We start from the raw sequence: 15,835 nt of genomic DNA, 5'->3' as shown, positions 1-15,835 counted from the left end.
AGGCCGCATGAACCGAGCCTGAAGGCCCGGCCCGCGACCAGGCTCCGGGGCCTGTTAACGCTATTTCCGGAGTTGCGAAGGCGTGCCCAGGCTGGCCAATCAAGGCGCGTGACGCCGCATGTGCGTCGGCACATGCAAGGAGCGCAACGCCGAGTGGCTGGCCTGGGCATGCCTTCCCTTCGGGTTGCCCGGCCCAGGGCAACGCAATCTCCGGAAATAGCATTCACAGGCCCTAGACTCGCTGCTTTTTGGAGACCGTCTTGCGCGTCCTGCTCGTCGAAGACGACATCGCCCTGTCAGAGGCGGTCTGTGGCTACCTGCGGGCCAAGGCCTTCGTGGTCGACGCCGTGCCCAGCCTCGCGCAGGCCAGCGCGGCGCTGCATGGTGCCCAGTACGCGGCCGTGCTGCTCGACCTGCACCTGGGCGACGGCGACGGACTGTCGCTGCTGCCACAGGTGCGCGCGCTGAAGGACCGCCCGATCGTCATCGTGCTCACCGCGCGCGACCAGGTGACCGACCGCATCCGCGGCCTCGACGCGGGCGCCGACGACTACCTCATCAAGCCCTACGACCCCGGCGAACTGCTGGCGCGGCTGCGCGCGGTCGAGCGCCGCCGCAGCACGTCGACGGCACCGGTGGTCCAGCTGGGCGACCTGGAGATCGACCTGACGCGCGAACTGGTGCGCAGCCGCGGCGTGCCGGTGACGCTGACGCAGAAGGAGTGGGCGCTGCTGCGCGTGATGGCGACGCGGCCCGACCGCATCCACACCCGCGACAACCTGCAGGACGCGCTCTACGGCTTCGACGACGAGGCCGACAGCAACACGCTGGAGGTATTCATCAGCCGGCTGCGCCGCAAGCTCGGGCGCGAGCACATCCAGACGCTGCGCGGGCTGGGCTACCGCCTGGTGAACGCGGGTGGTGACGCGCCGTGAGTGCGACGGCAGCGCCCCCGTCGCGCGAGACGCGCGACACGCTGGCCGGCCGGCTCATCCGCACGCTGATCCTGTGGGTCGGCGGGGTCTGGCTGCTGTGCGTGATCGGCGTGGTCTGGTATGTCGATCGCGAGATCAACTACAACTTCGACAACGAGCTGGTCGAGGTGTCGCACCGCATGTTCGACATCGCGCTCGATGAGCTCGACCGCCGCCAGCCCGAAGCCGTCGACGGCCGGACGCTGACGGCGCCGACCCCGACCTTCGCGGACGCGGCGGTGATGTTCCAGGTGATCGAGCCGGGCGGGCGCGTGCTGCTGCGCTCGGCCGAGACGCCCGGCAACACCTTCGACGTGCCGCTGGCCAGCGGCTTCGCCAACGACGAGGCGTGGCGCATCTACACGGTGCGCCATCCCACGCGCAAGCTCTACCTGCAGGTGGCCGACCCGCTGGACGAGCGGCGCGAGGCGCTCAACCGCACGCTCTTCGGGCTCATCATCCCGCTGGGGGCGGTGCTGCCCTTGCTGGCCCTGGTGCTGCGCAAGATCGCGCGCGATGAGCTGCGGGTGCTGCAGACCATGGCGACCGAAATCGGCCATCGCGGCGGCGACGACCTGCGGCCCCTGGCCCTGCCCGGCCTGCCGCGCGAACTGCAGACCGTGGGCGACCACGTCAACCGCCTGCTCGAACGGCTGGCTCAGGCACTCGACGTCGAACGCGCGCTGGCCGCCAACGCCGCGCACGAGCTGCGCACGCCGCTGGCGGCGGCACGGCTGCGGCTGCAGACCGCGCTGGAGCACGACCTGCGCCGCGACGACGTGGTGGCGGCGCTCGACGCGCTGCGCACGCTCAGCCATCGCACCGAGAAGCTGCTGCAGCTTTCGCGCGCCGAGTCGGGCGCGTCCTTCACGCGCGAACGCGTCGACCTCACGCAGCTCGCCGCCACGGTCGCGCAGGAGTTCTGGCAGGACCCGGCCGCGATCGACCGGCTCGGCCTGAAGGTGCCCGACAGTGGCGACGCGCCGGTCGCGCTCGGCGACGTCGACGCGCTCGCGATCGCATTGCGCAACCTGGTGGAGAACGCGTTGCGCTATGCGCAGGGCGCCGCGGTGGAGATCGAAGTCGACGCCGACGGCCGCCTCGTCGTGCGCGACTTCGGACCGGGCGTGACCGACGTCGAACTGCGTACCCTGCAGCTGCGCCATGTGCGCCACAGTGCGGAGCGCGCCGGCTACGGGCTGGGCCTGTCGATCGTCGCGACGATCGTGCAGAAGCACGGTGCGCAGCTCGAACTGCTGTCGCCGCCGCCGGGTGCGGCGCACGGGTTCGAGGCGCGGATCGTGCTGACGCGAGCCTAGGCCCTAGAAAGTCCAGCGCGCGCTGACCCGGGCGCTGCGCGGCTCCATCGGGTGCACATGGCGGTCGTCGATGCCGCCGCCACAGGTACCGCCGGCCACCTCGCCGGCCGTGCACGACGCGTAGGCGTACTCGATGTCGTTGCCCTTCTTGCCCGCGAGGTTGAACACGTCAAGCCCCAGGGTGAGATGCGGGTTGACGGCGTAGCGCATCCCGAGATTGAGCAGCGTCGAGGACTTCGAGCGCTCGGTGTTCAGCGTGTCCAGTGCGCGGGGACCGAGATAGCGCAGCCGAAGCGATGTCGTCAGCGGCCCCTCGATGTAGGTGACGCCTGCGGCCAGCACCTTCTCGACCGCGTTGTCGATGTGGTTGCCCTCCCCCTCCGGCGCCTCGCCCCGGAAGCGCGCGCGCGACAGGGCGCCGTCGAGTTCCAGACGCCATGCCCGATCGAGCTTCCAGCGCAAGGTCGCCTCGACCCCGCGGCGGCTGCTCGCGCGGCCGGCTTCGGTCGAGCCGGCGTCCCCGACGTACACCAGCTCGGAATCGAGCTTGAGTTGCCACAGGGCCACCGTCGCGGTGAAGTCTTCGCTGGGCTGCAGGCGCCAACCGACTTCGGCACCGGTGCCCTTGGCCAGGGCCGGCACGCGGTCCGCCGGCAGGCCCGAGGCCGGGTCGGTCGTGATGGTGGCACCGCGCACGTCGTTGCTGTGGAAGCCGACGCCCGCGTTCAGGTAGAGCTCCTGCTGCGGCGTCAGCGCAAAGGCCAGGCCCGCCTTCGGGCTGGCCAGGGCATCGTGACCGCGGCCGCTGTTGGCCGCGCCATAGACCGGCTCGCGCCCCTGCACGTCGTAGCGCAGCACATCGCCGCGCACGCCCACATAGCCGCGCAGCCGGTCGGTCAGATACACCAGCTGCTGACCATACATCGAAAAGAGGTCCTGCGACACCTTGTCGTCGCGCACGGTGCCGAGCCGCTCACGAGCCTGCGTCGCATACAGCCCGACCTGACCGATGCGGTCGCCCCGCCAACTGGCGCCCATGCTCAGCACACCATCGAGCCCGCCGAACCGGGTCGGCAGGGTGCGGGCCGCCTGCGCACCGAAGATGTGGCGGCGGTCGACCTGCTCGAACTGGTCGCCGTTCACCGGGTCGTTCAGGAAGTAGGTGAAGTCCGAGAAGAGCTTGAAGCGGTAGTCGATGGCATAGGCGCTGACGGTCGTCTCTCCGTCCGGTCCCTTGTCGAACCACTTGCCCGACAGGCTGACCCGCTCCGTCTTGCCGCCGTCGCTGGGGTTGAGCGAGCCGAAGCGCGACAGCTCGCCGCTGTCGATCAGGCGCTGCGGGACCTGGTCGGTGGCGGTCCAGCGGCTCTTGTAGGCCATGCCGGTCAGGCTGAACCCGCGCGTCGGCGAGCCTTGCGCATAGCGCAGCACCGCATTGACCTTCTGGAGGTTCTCGGCCACGTCCCAGGGGCCATCGTTGCCCTCGACCTCGATGGCGCCGAGCCAGGTCTGGTCCTGCACGGTCCGTGAGCCTGCGGCCAGCAGCCGGCGAAAGTTGTTGGCGCCGAAGCTCAGCTCGGCGAAGGGCGCGTCGAGCGCCCCGAAGTAGTCCAGCGTCGCACTTCCGGCCAGCGAGAAGTCGCCGCCGTCGGCGAAGTACGGCCCCTTGCGGTAGCGCACGCCCGAGACCAGTTCGGGGATCAGGAAGTTGAGGTCCGCGAAGCCCTGGCCATGGCCGTGCGTCGGCATGTTGACCGGCATGCCGTCGACGCTGACGGCGAAGTCGGTGCCGTGGTCGAGGTTGAAGCCGCGAAGGAAGTACTGGTTGGCCTTGCCGTCACCGGAGTGCTGGGTCGCCACGACGCCGGGCACCGCTTCGACGATGTCGCCAGGGCGAAGCTTGGGTCGCGTCTGGTAGGACTCGCGTTCGACGGCACCCTCGCTGGCGCTGTCGGCCGAGCCGATGGCCGCATCGCGCGGGCCACGCACCTCGACCTCCGGCAAATGGCTTTGCTGCGCACAGGCTACGCTGGCAGCGAAAGCCACACCCAGGAGCACCGGTCGCGCCAGTGCCTGTCTGCGTTTCATCTCGTCCCTCTGTCAGTATGAGAAAACGCAAATTGTTCATACAAACAGTGACGTCGGCATGACGCCTTTTGACGGAGGTGCCGGGTCAATTCAGTGGTTTGAGGTGCGTGTGCGTGCCGGCCGCGCCGTGCGCATGCGGCCTGGATCGGGCCAGCGGCACGCGGTGGATGTTGCCGTGCCGAACACCACGCAAGGCGAGCAGCAGCTCCGCACAGGTCTGCACATCGGCGATGGGCCCGCGCAGCACGACCGCTTCCATGCAGTGGTCGTGGTCCAGGTGCGTTCGCAGGCTCGTGACGACGAGGTCATGGTGTGCGTGCTGCAGTTCCAGCAGGCGCGAGATGATGGTGTGTTCGTGCCGGTCGTAGACATAGCTCACGGTCGCCACGCACCAGACCGCTTTTCCAACCGCCGTGTCATGTTCGAGCGTCTCGCGGCCGACGCCCGAACGAATGAGATCGCGCACGGCCTCGGACCGATTGACGTACCCCTTGCCGGCGATGAGAGCGTCGAACTGCTGCGCCAGTTCGTCGTCCAGAGAAATGGTGAATCGCTGCATGGTCGCGTGAGGAAGGGACAGAGGGCGGGCCAAAGCGGCCGGACGAAGAATGCCACACACCGCCTCACGCATGGCGCAGCGCACTCGCCCGACGCGCGATCGACCGCATGAGAAAAAAGTTCAAGAAAAAGTTCCGACGCCTTGCAAATTCATGGCGTTGTAACAGTCGAAAAATAGGATGAACTTCTCGGATTGGCGCCGCTCGCGCCCCGAAAAAGTCGCCCGTCAAACAACACGCTCTATCAAGAGAAAAGAAAAGGCATTCGCCATGCGCCCAGGTCACCGCTTTCGATTCTTGCTCGCCAGCAGCATGCTGGCCCTGTTGGCCGCCTGCGGCGGCGGTGGAGACGACAACGTCGCCACCACGCCACCGCCAGCTGGTGCTTCTCCGAACGACTCCGCCCGGCAGGCGGCCTTCGCCACCGACTTCGGCGCCGGCCTCGCGTCGCTCAACAGCTACGGCGGCCTGACCAACGCGGCCTTCCTGGACAACTACGACGACGCCTTCCTGGATGCGGGCTACTCGAAGGCGCAGGTGCGCGACGCCCTGACGCAGGAAGCCGCCGCGCTGCTGCTCTTCTCGACGCAGCTGTCTTCCTTCCCGGCCGTCAAGCTGTCGGCCGTCACGATCAACGGCTGCGACGCCGCCAACGTGTGCACGCTGACCGCCACGCTGACCAACACGGACGTCGACACGACCTCGGTGAGCTTCACCTCGCGCCTGTCGTTCACCGGCGGCAAGTTCCGCCTGCTCGGCGACCAGAAGCAGACCTGAGCCGACCGGCCCCTCATACGAACGAACGCGGAAATTTTTTCATGAAGACTCCTTTCCCTTTGCGCGACACGGCACTGGCGCTGGTCGCCCTGGCCAGCATCACCGCCCTTCCCTTCAGCGCTGCCCGGGCCGCCGACCGTGCGGACACCAAGGCGAGCGGCACCTACGTCGCCGGCGACTTCCACAACCACACGACCTGCTCGGACGGCGCGCTGTCGGTGCAGAAGCTGGTCGACAAGTCGGCCAAGACCTTCGGCCTCGACTGGTTCGTCCAGGCCGACCACGGCGGCAGCAGCACGCGCAACTGCACGCTGGCCGAAGACCCGTTCGAGCCGGTGCCGGCAGGCGTCGGTCTGACCAACAGCGCGACCGGCCCGTACCCGCCCAACACCTACCCCAGCACGGGCCAGCCTGCCCCCATGGGCAAGGGCCCGAACCAGACCTGGGAAGCCACGTTGCCCAACGGCCGTGCCGACATCAAGGGTGACGGCACTGCCACGGTCAAGGCGATGTGGCGCTGGCAGGAAATCAAGGAGTTCCAGTACCCCGTGATCGAAAAGGAAAGCCGCGCCCGCAACAAGCCGATCTGGATCGGCGTGGAACAGAACGCGCCCGGCCACGAGCACGTCTCGACCAACGTGCTGCCGGGCCAGCTGCCCTGGCCGTCGACCGCCGGCGGCGGCAACGCTGCGTTGCAAGCACAGTACGAGTACTGCTTCGACCGCAGCGACAGCGACACCAGCCGCGGCGCGGAGAACCAGTGGGATTGCACCGTGGGCGGCAGCAACAACAACAACCTGCTCGACACCACCGCACGCAAGATCACCGGCACCAACAGCGCCAGCACGCCCAACCTCGGTCACCTGAAGACCGTCGAAGGCATCAAGTGGATGAACGAGAAGGCGCCCACCGCCAGCTACTTCGTCCCGGCCCACCTGGAGCGTGCAGGCGCCTACAACCCGACGGGCAACAACGGCTTCAACATCGAGCACCTGCGCAACTTCAACAACGCGGCACCGAAGATCGCCTTCGGCTTCGAGTCGATGCCCGGCCACCAGGCCGAAGGCAACCGCGGCAGCTACAGCACCGGCGCCGTGGGCGGTGGCACCTACGGCGGCTCGGGCGTCTACGCGGCGACCGTCGGTGGCGTGTGGGACGCGTTGCTGGGCGAAGGCCGCAACTGGTTCTTCTTCGCCAGCTCCGACTACCACAACCGCGGCAGCTTCGGTGCCGACCAGCGCGAGACGACGTCGGACTTCTTCCCCGGCGAGTACACCCGCGACTACGTGATGGTCCGCAAGGGCAGCGACAACCTCACGGCGGGCGGCATCATCGACGGCCTGCGCAGCGGCAACAGCTTCGTCGCCAACGGCCAGCTGATCGATCGCCTGTCATTCACGGTCTGCGCCGCCAACCCCGGCCTGCCGCGCAACGCGGGCAACGCCCTCTACGAGAAGGCCGGCCAGAACGCCACGGCGGCCAATGGCGACGTGCGCATCAACGGCTGCGCGACCATGGGCGAGAAGCTCGTGGTGCGCCCGGGCACGGACCTGGTGGTGACGGTGGTGCTGCGCGACCCGCAAGGCACCAACAACGCGCCGTATTCGTTCCCGAACCCGTCGCTCAAGCAGGTCAACATCACGCAGCCGCTGAATGCGCCGGTGCTCGACCACGTCGACGTGATCAACGGCATGGTGACCGGCATGGTCGCCCCGTCGGACACCGCGAACTACGCCGGCACGCTGGGCTCGGTGGCCGCCACCAACAAGACGGCGAAGGTCGCCAAGGTGTTCAACAGCACGAACTGGACGGCCCAGGCCGACGGCACGCGGATGATGAGCTACATCGTTCCGGCGGCCAAGGCATCGCAGTACTTCCGCCTGCGCGGCACCAACCTGCCGGCCGCGACACCCTTCGAGACCGACGCCGACGGCAACCCGCTGCTCGACTTCATCTCGAACCCGTCCGACGGCACCCAGCCGGGCAAGATCCCCTGCAGCGACGCGGCCTGCCCGGCGCACATGCGCACGCTGAACGGCACCAAGTACGCGAGCTATGACGTCGCCGGCTGGTCGGACCTCTGGTTCTATGCCAACCCGGTGTTCGTGGAAGTCGTGAACACCATCAAGGTCGCCGGCATCAAGTAAGCGGCACGGGCCCGTCCCGCATCGGCACGGCAGACACAGGGTGTCTGCCGTGCCTTTTTGTCCGAAGAAGCACGCAGCGTCATGCTCAGCGTCCCCCCTGAAATTCCCGCCGCGCCGCACGGGGAAGGCGCGCGCCTGGAACTCCCCATTGCTCATCTCTTGATGGTGCTGTCCGGTGCGGCCGCGCTCGCCTGGCAGATGGTCTGGACCGCCGAATTCGGTGCCGCGATGGGCCACGAGATCGTGGCAGTGCTGGCCGTGCTGGCCGCCTTCTTCGGCGGCCTCGCCCTGGGCGCGCAGATGCTGGGCCGAACCTTGGCGCGCAGCCGCTGGCCCGGGCGCTGGTACGCCGGCTGCGAGTTGCTGCTGCTGGCGTGGGGCCTGGCCCTCACCCTGGCCATGCCTTCGCTGATCAACGCGACAGCGCGGCTGATCGGCCCCGAACCGTCGGTGCTGCGGCACTGGACGGTCGCCTTTCTTTTCCCGTTTCTCCTGCTGCTGCCGGCCAGCGCAGCGATGGGCGCCACCTTGCCCGCGCTCGAGCGCCAGCTGAGCGCCGCGCGCAGCCGCCTCGGCGGGCTCTATGCAGCGAACACCTTCGGGGCGGTGCTCGGCCTGCTGCTGGCGGTATTCGTCGTCATGCCGCACGCGGGGCTGCTGCGCACCGCCCTCTTCTGCGCCGCGGCGAATGCCCTGTGCGCCGCGCTGGCCTGGTGGCTCTGGCGCGACACGCCGGCGGCACCGGCCGCCACGCCCGACATCTCGATGCGGTCAATCCTCGGCCCCCGTGTGCCCGCCCTGCTGGTGGCCACCGGCCTGCTCGGCATCGGCTACGAGGTGCTCGCAGTGCGTGTTCTCAGCCAGGTGACCGAGAGCACCGTCTACAGCTACGCGCTGCTGCTCGCCATGTACCTGCTCGGCACGGCCGCGGGTGCGGCGATCTACCAGCGACTGGCGCACCGTGGCGGCGATCCGCGCCAGGTGCGCGACCGGCTGCTGCTCGCCCTGGCGGCCGCGGTGCTGCTGTCGGGCCTGGCCCTCGGCGGGGCCGATGCGCTGTGCGCCTGGCCCGCTCGCTGGATCGGCCCCGGCGCGGCCAGTGCGCTCGCCGGAGAAGCGCTCGCGGCCGCCGCCGCCATGTGGGCGCCGACGCTGGTGATGGGTGCGCTGTTCACGCACCTGTGCATCGAGGCGCAGTCCGGCGGGCTGCCGCTCGGACGCGCGCTGGCGCTCAACACCGCGGGCGCGGCCCTCGCCCCCGCGCTGGTGGGCGTGTGGCTGATCCCCGCGCTCGGCGCACCGGCCGGTCTGGCCCTGATGGTCGCAGGCTACCTGCTGCTGCAATCGCCCGTGCGCTGGCGGCGCCCGCAGACCGTGGCGATCGCCGCGGTGGCTGGCGCGATGGTCCTGTGGGGCGCGAACCTGCGTTTCGTCGATGTGCCCGTCGGCGGCCGGGTGCTGAGCTACGACGACGGCGTGATGGCCGCCGTGAGCGTGGTGGCCGACGCCGATGGCGTGGCGCGCCTGCGCATCAACAACCGCGCACAGGAAGGCAGCAGCGCGAGCGGCCTGGTCGAGTGGCGCCTGGCGCAACTGCCGCTGCTGCTGCACACGACACCGCCCCGGCAGGCGCTCTTCCTCGGGCTGGGCACCGGCTTCACCGCAGCCGCCGCGGCCCAGGAACCGGGCTTGCAGGTGCACGCGGTGGAGCTGTTGCCCGAGGTGATCAACGCCGCCGCGCTGTTCGCGAAGTCGCCGGCCGCACCGGTGCCGCGGCAGCCGCTGCACACCGTGTCGGCCGACGCGCGGCGCTTCGTGCAGGCGTCCGACGCGCACTACGACGTGATCGTGGCCGACCTGTTCCATCCCGCGCGCAGCGGTGCCGGTGCGCTCTACACGGTGGAGCAATTCGCCGCGGTGCGCGCGCGCCTGGCCCCCGGTGGCGTCTTCTGCCAGTGGCTGGCGCTGCACCAGATGGATCTCGACACCCTGCGCAGCATCGTCGCGGCCTTCCTCGCCGTGTACCCGGACGCGATCGCCGTGCTGGCCAGCAACAGCCTCGACACGCCGGTGCTGGGGCTGATCGCCCGGCCGGACGATCCGGCCATCGACATGGCGGCGGTACGTGCCCGGCTCGCGCAACGCGCCCAAGGGGCCGGCCCATCGCCATTGGCTACCGCACGCCTCGAAGACGAATTCGCCGTGGTCGGCAGCGTGCTCGCCGGGCCGGCGACGCTCGCGCGCTTCGCCCAAGGCGCCACCGCCAACACCGACGACCGCCCGGTGGTCGTGCACCAGGCGCCCTGGGCCACCTACGCCCCGCCCTCGACCCCGCGCGAGCGCCTGATGCAATTGCTGGGCGAACTGCAACCGCACGCCACGGAGCTGCTGCGCCAGCCGCGCGACGCCGAGGCCGACCGCATGCAGGCCTATTGGGCCGCGCGCCGCCTCTACCTCGCGTTCGGTGCCACCGTGCGCCCCGTCGCCGACCCGGGCGAGATGCTGCAGCGCGTGCAGAAGCCGCTGATGGGCCTGCTGCGCCAGAGTCCCGAATTCCGCCCCGCCTGCGAGCCCCTGGTCGCGATGGCCAACGCCCTGCGCGGCAGCGACCCGGCCCGCGCAGAGGCCGTCACCGCCGCACTCGACGGCATCGGCGCACGCTGCGCCCAGGCCGCACCCCACACCGCGCCGGCGTCCTAAACGCACGCCGCCTTCCCATCCTTTCACCTTCCGACCGATCGCCCACCCATGGACCTGTCCAACGCCCTGAAACGCGCGGCCCGCGAGCCGCTGCTTCACTTCCTGTTCCTCGGCCTGCTGCTGTTCGGCGTCGACCACGTGCTCAACGCCCGCCGCGAAGACCCGCAGACCATCGTCGTGGGTGCCGATGTGCAGAAGGAAGTGCGCGAGATCTTCGTGGCCGGCATGCAGCGTGAGCCAACGCCCGGCGACATGAAGAAACTGATCGACCGCTGGGTCGACAACGAGGTGCTGTACCGCGAAGGCCTGTCGCTCGGCCTGGACCGTGGCGACAGCACCATCCGCGAGCGCGTGATCTTCAAGGCCATGAGCATCGCGCGCAGCGGCATCAGCCTGCCGACCATCGACGAGCCGACGTTGCGGGCGTGGTTCGAGGCGCGTCGCGATCGCTACGACACGCCGGCCCGCTACGACTTCATGGAAGCGGTGGTGATCGGCGACAGCACGCCCGAGGCGCTGGAGACCTTCGCCGCCGCCCTGAACGGCACCGCGAAGAGCGACACGCAGAGCGACCTGCGAGTCTTCAAGGACCGTCCGCGAACGAACCTGGTCGAAAGCTACGGCAGCGACTTCGCCGACAAGCTGGCCCAGCTCAAGGTCGGCGAATGGCAGGCCGTGCCGAGCAGCGCCGGCCTGCGTGTGGTCCGCGTCGAGGCGATCAAGCCCGGCACGACAGCGAAGTTCGAAGACATGAAGGACTCGGTCCACCAGGACTGGAAGGACGACACGATGGCGCAGCGCACGTCCGACGCGGTGCACGAGATGAGCAAGAAGTACGCGATCCGCACCGAGGGCGCAAAGCCATGACGACCGTCTGGCGATTTGTGCTGCGCACCCTGTTCTTGCTGGCCGTCGGCTGGCACGCAGCTGGCGCCGGCGCGCACGAGATGAGCATCGCCGAGATGACGATGCGCGAGGTCGGCTCGGGCCAGTTCGTCTGGTCCTGGGGCGCGCCGGGCAAGAGCCGGCCGGTCGCCGAGGAACTCACGCCGACCTGGCCGCAAGGCTGCGTGGGCGACGCGCAAACGGTGCAGTGCCCCGGGCCGATGGCGGGCACCCTGTCGATCGACGGCGTGGGCAAGGCCTACTCCGCCGCGCTGGTTCGCATCCACTGGCGCGACGGCCAGCAGAGCGTGCACACGCTCAGCGGCTCGCAACCGAGCGTGCAGCTCTTCGGCGGTGCGCGCGACGAGCGCGGCGGCCTGGAGCTGGCGAAGGTCTACGGCATCCTCGGCGTCGAGCACATCCTCAGCGGCATCGACCACCTGCTGTTCGTCATCGGCCTGCTGTTCCTGGTGGGGCTGAACAAGCGGCTCATCGGCACCATCTCGGCCTTCACCTTGGCGCACAGCTTCACGCTGGCGGCCAGTGCGCTGGGCTGGCTGACGCTGCGCTCGCCGCCGGTGGAAGCGACCATCGCGTTGTCGATCGTGCTGGTCGCGGCAGAAGCGCTGCACGACCGGCAGACCTGGAGCCGCCGCTGGCCCGCGCTGGTCGCCTTCCTGTTCGGGTTGATCCACGGGCTGGGCTTCGCTGGCGCGCTGAAGGACATCGGCCTGCCGCAGCAGAACATCCCGCTCGCGCTGCTGAGCTTCAACCTCGGCGTGGAAGCCGGGCAGCTGATGGTGGTGGCACTGGCCTGGGGCCTCACGGTGCTGCTGCGGCGCCATGCCTTCGCGCTCGCGGTCAAGCGTCCGGCGCTGTACGGCATCGGCGCGCTGGCCAGCTTCTGGACGATCTCGCGCATCGTCGCGATCGCCGGCTGATCGCTCGCATGACGGCCACACCACCCCGCGCGCAGGTCTTCGAGCTGTTTCCGACGCCGGTCATGCGCGTCGAGGGCTGCATCGACACCACGCTGGTCGCCGGGCTGCATGCGCAGCTGGGCGCCGATCTCTCGGAAGCAAACCATCGCTCCGACGCGCTGTCGCACAGCCGCCTGCTCTCGCCGCAGGACGCACCGCTGCTGCGCGAGGTGGCGCAGCGCCTCGATGCGCCGCTGCGCGAATTCGGCACGCTGCTTTTCGGCGAGGCGCTGCAATGGCGCATCAAGGAGATGTGGCTCAACGTGATGCAGGCCGGCGGCCAGCAGGCGGTGCACAACCATGCCAACAGTTTCGTTTCCGGCGTGCTCTACCTGAGCGCCTGCGAGCCGGCGAGCAACACCGCCTTCATCCGCAGCCTCGGCGGGCGCGACTACGTGTTCAGCAATGCCAACCCGCGCAGCGCCACCGGGCCCTTCAACGCCGAACGGTGGATCGGCCCGACGCCGGCCGCGGGCGACCTGCTGCTGTTCCCGAGCTACCTGCTGCACGAGGTGCCGGTGAACCGCGGCGCCGCGCGCAGCACCCTCGCCTTCAACGCGATGCCGGATCGGCTCGACGCGTGGGGCTATTCGATGTCCTTCTCGAACTGAACTTCCGAACGCCATTTTTCTCGCCCCCACACCATGACAACGACCCAACGCTTCCCCCGCATCACCTCCGCCCTGCGGCGCGCCCTTCTCCTGACGCTGGCGCTCTCGCCGATCGCCGCCGCGACGCACGAGTACTACGGCGCCGATTTCACGCTGATCCACCCCTGGGCCGACCCGACACCCGAGGGCCAGCTGGCCTCTGCACCGATCTACTTCACGATGGAAAGCGTGCGCGGCAAGGACCGGCTGGTGCGCGCCGCCACGCCCTATGCCGAGACGGTGGAATTCCGCAGCAGCGACGCGCCCTCCGCCAAGCGGCTGAAGGCCATCGACATCGCGCCGGCCGACAAGCTCGACTTCGGCAAGGACAAGCCGCACATGGTGTTGCGCAACCTGAAGGCGCCGCTGCAATGGGGCCGCAGCTACGAGATGACGATGTTCTTCGAGAAGTCCGGTCCGATCCAGGTGATGGTGTCGGTCGGCGCGCACTGAGTACGCTCAGGCGCTGACCAGCGTGCGCAGCCACTCGGGCAGCGCCATCGCCTTCTGCTTGGGGAAGTCGACCCAGATGGTGGTCGCACCGCCGGCCGCGCAGACCACCTCGGGCGCATCGGCGCGTGCCATGGTGGCCCAGGTCTCAAAGGTGGTGCGGGCCGGGTCGCTGGCGTACATCTTCAGCAGCACGTCGCCCGGGTACTCGAGCTGGCGGTAGAAATTGCAGAAGGCATTGACGATGACCATGCCCTCGCCGCTCGGGTCGGGCTCGAAGCCGATCGAGCGCATCCAGTCGATCCGCGCCGTCTCCATGTAGCGGAAGTAGCTGCCGTTGTTGAGGTGGCCCATCGCATCCATGTCGCCCCAGCGGATGGCGATGGACATCTCGTAGACCAGCTTCTTCTTCTCGGGGATTTCGATCTTCATGGGGCAAGGATGGCTTGGCGGACCCGGAGGGGCCAGTCGCGAAGGCGACCGCCTGCCCCTTGCACTGGCGACCCTGGACGACAGGGACCGCCGAATGACGCCGCATAAAATGTTTCATTGTTCGGCAGCATTTCACGTGCCGATGCGTCCAAAAACCATTATCGAACAGACCCCATGACCCACGACGAAATCCTCGCCCAGTTCGGCCCGCGCGAATCCATGGAGTACGACGTCGTCGTCGTCGGTGGCGGCCCCGCCGGGCTCTCCACCGCGATCCGCCTGAAGCAGCTCGCGGCACAGAACGACAAGGAGATTTCGGTGGTGGTGCTCGAGAAGGGCTCGGAGCCCGGCGCGCACATCCTGTCGGGCGCCATCATGGACCCGCGCGCCCTGTCTGAACTCATCCCCGACTGGAAGGCCAAGGGCGCACCGCTGAACCAGCCGGTCACGGCCGACACCTTCCTGATGCTCAGCGAGACCGGCGCGACGCGCACGCCGAACTTCCTGCTCCCGCACAACTTCCACAACGAAGGCAACTACATCGTCAGCCTCGGCAACGTGGTGAAGTGGCTGGCGCAGCAGGCCGAGGAACTCGGCGTGGAGATCTTCCCCGGCTTCCCTGCCGCCGAAGTGCTCTACACCGACGACGGCCAGGTGCGCGGCGTGGCCACCGGCAACCTCGGCATCGGCAAGGACGGCGAGCCGACCGAGAACTTCCAGCTCGGCATGGAGTTGCTGGGCAAGTACACGGTGTTCGCCGAAGGTGCGCGCGGCCACCTGGGTCGGCAGCTGATCGCGAAGTACAAGCTCGACGACGGCAAGGACCCGCAGAGCTACGGCATCGGCATCAAGGAACTCTGGGAGATCGACCCGGCCCGCCACGAGCCGGGCCTGGCCATCCACACGGCCGGCTGGCCGCTGCCGAACGACACCTACGGCGGCTCCTTCGTCTACCACGCGGAGAACAACCAGCTCATCATCGGCTACGTGGTCGGGCTCGACTACCAGAACCCGCACATGAGCCCCTTCGAGGAGTTCCAGCGCTTCAAGACGCACCCGAACATCCGCTGGTACCTCGAAGGCCAGGACAAGGGCCTGAAGCCGGCCAAGCGCCTGAGCTACGGCGCACGCGCGATCACGGCCGGCGGCCTGCTGTCGCTGCCCAAGACGGTGTTCCCCGGTGGCGCGCTGGTCGGCTGCGAAGCCGGCTACCTGAACGCGAGCCGCATCAAGGGCAGCCATGCCGCGATCAAGACCGGCATGCTGGCCGCAGAAGCCGCCTTCGAGGCCGTGACCGCAGGCCGCCAGCACGACGAACTCGCCGCCTACCCGGCCGCCTTCGAGAAGAGCTGGCTGCACACCGAGCTGAACAAGGCGCGCAACTTCAAGCAGTGGTTCAAGAAGGGCCTGACCGTCGGCACGGTGATGACCGGCATCGAGCAGTTCGTGCTGCGCGGCCACATCCCCTGGACCCTCCACCGCACCGAGCCCGACCACGCGCGCCTGAAGCCCGCGAGCGCGTGCAAGAAGATCGCCTACCCGCGGCCCGACGGCAAGCTCACCTTCGACCGGCTCTCCAGCGTGTTCATCAGCAACACCAACCACGAAGAGAACCAGCCGGCGCACCTGACCTTGAAGGATGCGACGGTGCCCACCCGCATCAACCTGCCCGAGTACGCCGGCCCCGAGGCGCGCTACTGCCCGGCCGGCGTGTACGAGTTCGTGCCCGACGAGGCGAACGCCGGCAAGGAGCGACTGCAGATCAACGCGCAGAACTGCGTGCACTGCAAGACCTGCGACATCAAGGACCCGACACAGAACATCGTGTGGGTCACGCCCGAAGGCGGCGGCGGGCCGAACTACGTGGGCATGTAGA

General features: G+C 68.8%; 13 protein-coding genes. 10 read left to right on the top strand and 3 right to left on the bottom strand.

Annotated elements, in window-relative coordinates; genetic code table 11:
- Positions 1-260 precede the first annotated feature (260 nt).
- Positions 261-935, top strand: coding sequence for a response regulator (locus tag ACSFA2_RS14360; protein ID WP_435455989.1), 675 nt, complete (start codon positions 261-263; stop codon positions 933-935).
- A complete protein-coding gene (locus ACSFA2_RS14355; protein ID WP_435455988.1) occupies positions 932-2,293 on the top strand; it encodes a sensor histidine kinase in 1,362 nt (453 codons plus the stop codon). Before ACSFA2_RS14360 ends, ACSFA2_RS14355 begins: the two co-directional genes overlap by 4 nt.
- 3 nt (positions 2,294-2,296) lie before the next feature.
- Here the strand turns inward: ACSFA2_RS14355 and ACSFA2_RS14350 are convergent, their stop codons facing one another.
- Together ACSFA2_RS14350 and nikR are read right to left on the bottom strand one after the other, a co-directional pair.
- A complete protein-coding gene (locus ACSFA2_RS14350; protein WP_435455987.1) occupies positions 2,297-4,381 on the bottom strand; it encodes a TonB-dependent receptor in 2,085 nt (694 codons plus the stop codon).
- A gap of 85 nt (positions 4,382-4,466) precedes the next feature.
- A complete protein-coding gene (nikR, locus tag ACSFA2_RS14345; protein ID WP_435455986.1) occupies positions 4,467-4,940 on the bottom strand; it encodes a nickel-responsive transcriptional regulator NikR in 474 nt (157 codons plus the stop codon).
- 268 nt (positions 4,941-5,208) lie between these two features.
- Between nikR and ACSFA2_RS14340 the strand changes: the two genes are divergently transcribed.
- The 7 genes from ACSFA2_RS14340 (at position 5,209) to ACSFA2_RS14310 (ending at position 13,530) form a co-directional block, all read left to right on the top strand.
- Complete coding sequence (locus ACSFA2_RS14340) at positions 5,209-5,715, top strand: hypothetical protein (RefSeq protein WP_435455985.1); 507 nt, start codon at positions 5,209-5,211, stop codon at positions 5,713-5,715.
- A gap of 41 nt (positions 5,716-5,756) precedes the next feature.
- A complete protein-coding gene (locus ACSFA2_RS14335) occupies positions 5,757-7,862 on the top strand; it encodes a hypothetical protein (RefSeq protein WP_435455984.1) in 2,106 nt (701 codons plus the stop codon).
- A gap of 81 nt (positions 7,863-7,943) precedes the next feature.
- Positions 7,944-10,562, top strand: coding sequence for a fused MFS/spermidine synthase (locus ACSFA2_RS14330; RefSeq protein WP_435455983.1), 2,619 nt, complete (start codon positions 7,944-7,946; stop codon positions 10,560-10,562).
- A gap of 48 nt (positions 10,563-10,610) precedes the next feature.
- Complete coding sequence (locus tag ACSFA2_RS14325; protein WP_435455982.1) at positions 10,611-11,429, top strand: peptidyl-prolyl cis-trans isomerase; 819 nt, start codon at positions 10,611-10,613, stop codon at positions 11,427-11,429.
- The gene (locus ACSFA2_RS14320; protein WP_435455981.1) at positions 11,426-12,388 is read left to right on the top strand and encodes a HupE/UreJ family protein; all 963 of its coding nucleotides are present in this window, start codon (positions 11,426-11,428) and stop codon (positions 12,386-12,388) included. The genes ACSFA2_RS14325 and ACSFA2_RS14320 overlap by 4 nt, the downstream gene beginning before the upstream one ends.
- An 8-nt stretch (positions 12,389-12,396) precedes the next feature.
- Positions 12,397-13,038 (top strand): TIGR02466 family protein, encoded by a 642-nt coding sequence (locus ACSFA2_RS14315; RefSeq protein ID WP_435455980.1) that lies wholly within the window; start codon positions 12,397-12,399, stop codon positions 13,036-13,038.
- A gap of 33 nt (positions 13,039-13,071) precedes the next feature.
- The gene (locus ACSFA2_RS14310) at positions 13,072-13,530 is read left to right on the top strand and encodes a copper chaperone PCu(A)C (RefSeq protein WP_435455979.1); all 459 of its coding nucleotides are present in this window, start codon (positions 13,072-13,074) and stop codon (positions 13,528-13,530) included.
- Between the two features lie 6 nt (positions 13,531-13,536).
- Here the strand turns inward: ACSFA2_RS14310 and ACSFA2_RS14305 are convergent, their stop codons facing one another.
- Entirely contained in the window at positions 13,537-13,959 is a 423-nt protein-coding gene (locus tag ACSFA2_RS14305; RefSeq protein WP_435455978.1) for an acyl-CoA thioesterase, read from the bottom strand.
- 174 nt (positions 13,960-14,133) lie between these two features.
- Here ACSFA2_RS14305 and ACSFA2_RS14300 point away from each other — a divergent pair, with 174 nt between their 5' ends.
- Positions 14,134-15,834 carry an electron transfer flavoprotein-ubiquinone oxidoreductase gene (locus ACSFA2_RS14300; protein WP_435455977.1) on the top strand — a complete coding sequence of 567 codons (1,701 nt, stop codon included), beginning with the start codon at positions 14,134-14,136 and terminating at the stop codon, positions 15,832-15,834.
- Position 15,835 lies beyond the last annotated feature (1 nt).

Source organism: Variovorax cryoconiti, assembly GCF_051216395.1.
Taxonomy (GTDB): Bacteria; Pseudomonadota; Gammaproteobacteria; order Burkholderiales; family Burkholderiaceae_C; genus Variovorax.
This window is presented reverse-complemented; position numbering and strand designations above follow the sequence as displayed.

Bases quoted from the DNA above. Each gene is read 5' to 3' on its own strand.
- ACSFA2_RS14350 (WP_435455987.1), bottom strand. From the start codon at position 4,381: ATGAAACGCAGACAGGCACTGGCGCGACCGGTGCTCCTGGGTGTGGCT.
- nikR (WP_435455986.1), bottom strand. From the start codon at position 4,940: ATGCAGCGATTCACCATTTCTCTGGACGACGAACTGGCGCAGCAGTTC.
- ACSFA2_RS14340 (WP_435455985.1), top strand. From the start codon at position 5,209: ATGCGCCCAGGTCACCGCTTTCGATTCTTGCTCGCCAGCAGCATGCTG.
- ACSFA2_RS14335 (WP_435455984.1), top strand. From the start codon at position 5,757: ATGAAGACTCCTTTCCCTTTGCGCGACACGGCACTGGCGCTGGTCGCC.
- ACSFA2_RS14330 (WP_435455983.1), top strand. From the start codon at position 7,944: ATGCTCAGCGTCCCCCCTGAAATTCCCGCCGCGCCGCACGGGGAAGGC.
- ACSFA2_RS14325 (WP_435455982.1), top strand. From the start codon at position 10,611: ATGGACCTGTCCAACGCCCTGAAACGCGCGGCCCGCGAGCCGCTGCTT.
- ACSFA2_RS14320 (WP_435455981.1), top strand. From the start codon at position 11,426: ATGACGACCGTCTGGCGATTTGTGCTGCGCACCCTGTTCTTGCTGGCC.
- ACSFA2_RS14315 (WP_435455980.1), top strand. From the start codon at position 12,397: ATGACGGCCACACCACCCCGCGCGCAGGTCTTCGAGCTGTTTCCGACG.
- ACSFA2_RS14310 (WP_435455979.1), top strand. From the start codon at position 13,072: ATGACAACGACCCAACGCTTCCCCCGCATCACCTCCGCCCTGCGGCGC.
- ACSFA2_RS14305 (WP_435455978.1), bottom strand. From the start codon at position 13,959: ATGAAGATCGAAATCCCCGAGAAGAAGAAGCTGGTCTACGAGATGTCC.
- ACSFA2_RS14300 (WP_435455977.1), top strand. From the start codon at position 14,134: ATGACCCACGACGAAATCCTCGCCCAGTTCGGCCCGCGCGAATCCATG.